Source organism: Chryseobacterium sp. BGARF1 (assembly GCF_001677955.1).
GTDB lineage: Bacteria > Bacteroidota > Bacteroidia > Flavobacteriales > Weeksellaceae > Chryseobacterium.
In genome coordinates this window covers 1-1,802 of record NZ_LELA01000083.1, presented here as the reverse complement: position 1 = coordinate 1,802, position 1,802 = coordinate 1, and the positions used below count along the sequence as shown (strand labels likewise).

Below are 1,802 nucleotides of genomic sequence, written 5' to 3'. Positions count from 1 at the left end.
AATCTAACCCACTCATGATCTTCAGTATACAAGAGGTTTTCAGGGATCTTCATTATTGCAGTTCTTTTATTAAGTTTATATGCTTATTCAATTTATTTAATTTTATTTTGAATAATGGGACCTCCATTCAGTATTTCTTCATCCGCAAAAGGCTCAAAGGACTTAAAGTTTTGTACAAACTGCTCAGCAAGATGCAGTGCTTTTTCATCATATGCCGATTGGTCATCCCATGTATTTTTAGGGTTTAAAATTTCAGATGGGACACCTTCGCATTCTACCGGCATTTGAAGTCCAAATACTGCATCACGTACAAAGTCCACATTTTCAAATTTATTTTCAAGTGCCGCCGATATCATTGATCTGGTAAAAGCTAACTTAATACGTTCTCCTTTACCATACGCCCCTCCCGACCAACCGGTATTAATTAGCCATACCTTTATATTATTTTCTTTTAATTTTTTTCCTAATAGATCTGCATATTGAGTGGGATGAAGCGGTAAAAAAGGCTTTCCAAAACATGCTGAAAATGTTGTCTGAGGTTCTGTAATCCCAGCTTCAGTTCCCGCCACTTTTGCAGTGTAACCTGAAATAAAATGGTACATGGCCTGTCCTACCGATAATTTTGATATCGGCGGAAGAACTCCAAAAGCATCACAGGTTAAAAAGAAAATATTATTGGGTGTTTTACCTATGGAAGGATGCACTGCATTATCAATAAAATCGATTGGATAAGCTGCCCTCGTATTTTCTGTTACCGAAATATTATCATAGTCCACCCTATCCGTTCCTTCAAAAAAACGTACATTTTCAAGCAAAGTTCCGGAACGGATTGCTGAAAATATTTGTGGTTCTTTTTCTTCGCTTAAGTTGACACACTTAGCGTAGCACCCCCCTTCAAAATTAAAAACACTTTCATGATCCCAGCCATGTTCATCATCACCGATTAGCTTTCTTGAAGGATCTGCAGAGAGCGTAGTTTTGCCTGTTCCAGAAAGTCCAAAAAATACAGAAGTATCTCCGTTAACTCCAATATTAGCAGAACAGTGCATGGAGAGTATATTTTGTTCAAATGGGAGGATATAATTCAATACAGTAAAAATCCCTTTTTTAATTTCTCCGGTATATCCACTACCTCCAATAAGAATTATTTTCTTAGTGAAATTTATAATCGTAAAATTATGCTGACGGGTTTTATGAATTTCAGGAATTGCTTTAAACTCGGGAGCATTAAGAATCAACCATTCATGTTGAAAGGTTTCCAATTCCGCTTCTGTAGGTCTCAAAAAAAGATTGTTCACAAACAAATTTGCCCATGGAGTCTCAGTGATGACTTTTATGTTCAGTTTGTATTCAGGCTTTGCACAAGCGCAGGCATCCCTAACATAAATATCTCTGCCTGAAAGATGGGTTAAAACACTGTCATACAACCTTTCAAAGTCTTCAGGAAAAAAAGGATGGTTAACCTCACCCCACCAAATAGAATCTTTGGTCTGATCATCCTTCACGATGTATTTATCTTTCGGAGAACGTCCTGTAAATTCACCGGTATCACAAGCCAAAGCTCCTGACTCTGTGATAATTCCCTGACCATTTTTTAGGGTTTGGGATATTAGTTGAGGCACGGATAAATTCCAATAAACTTCTTTACTGGGTACAATTCCAATATTTCTTAGAGATTCTAAATATTCCATAAATCAATGCAGATTTGCTATGCTCACAAAAGTAGGAGCTTTAAAAGGAAGAAGAAATGATGCACATCGTTCATAAACTTGATTTAAGTCAAATTTATATCATCGCAAAAT

The 1,802-nt window shown here is 36.5% G+C and carries 1 protein-coding gene; it reads right to left on the bottom strand.

Annotated features, from left to right (window positions below; genetic code table 11):
* Positions 1-92 precede the first annotated feature (92 nt).
* Complete coding sequence (pckA, locus tag AB671_RS16225) at positions 93-1,691, bottom strand: phosphoenolpyruvate carboxykinase (ATP) (protein WP_066681033.1); 1,599 nt, start codon at positions 1,689-1,691, stop codon at positions 93-95.
* Between the last annotated feature and the right edge of the window lie 111 nt (positions 1,692-1,802).

What these genes read in the sequence shown, in the direction of transcription:
- pckA (WP_066681033.1), bottom strand. Translation starts at nt 1,691, where the DNA reads ATGGAATATTTAGAATCTCTAAGAAATATTGGAATTGTACCCAGTAAA.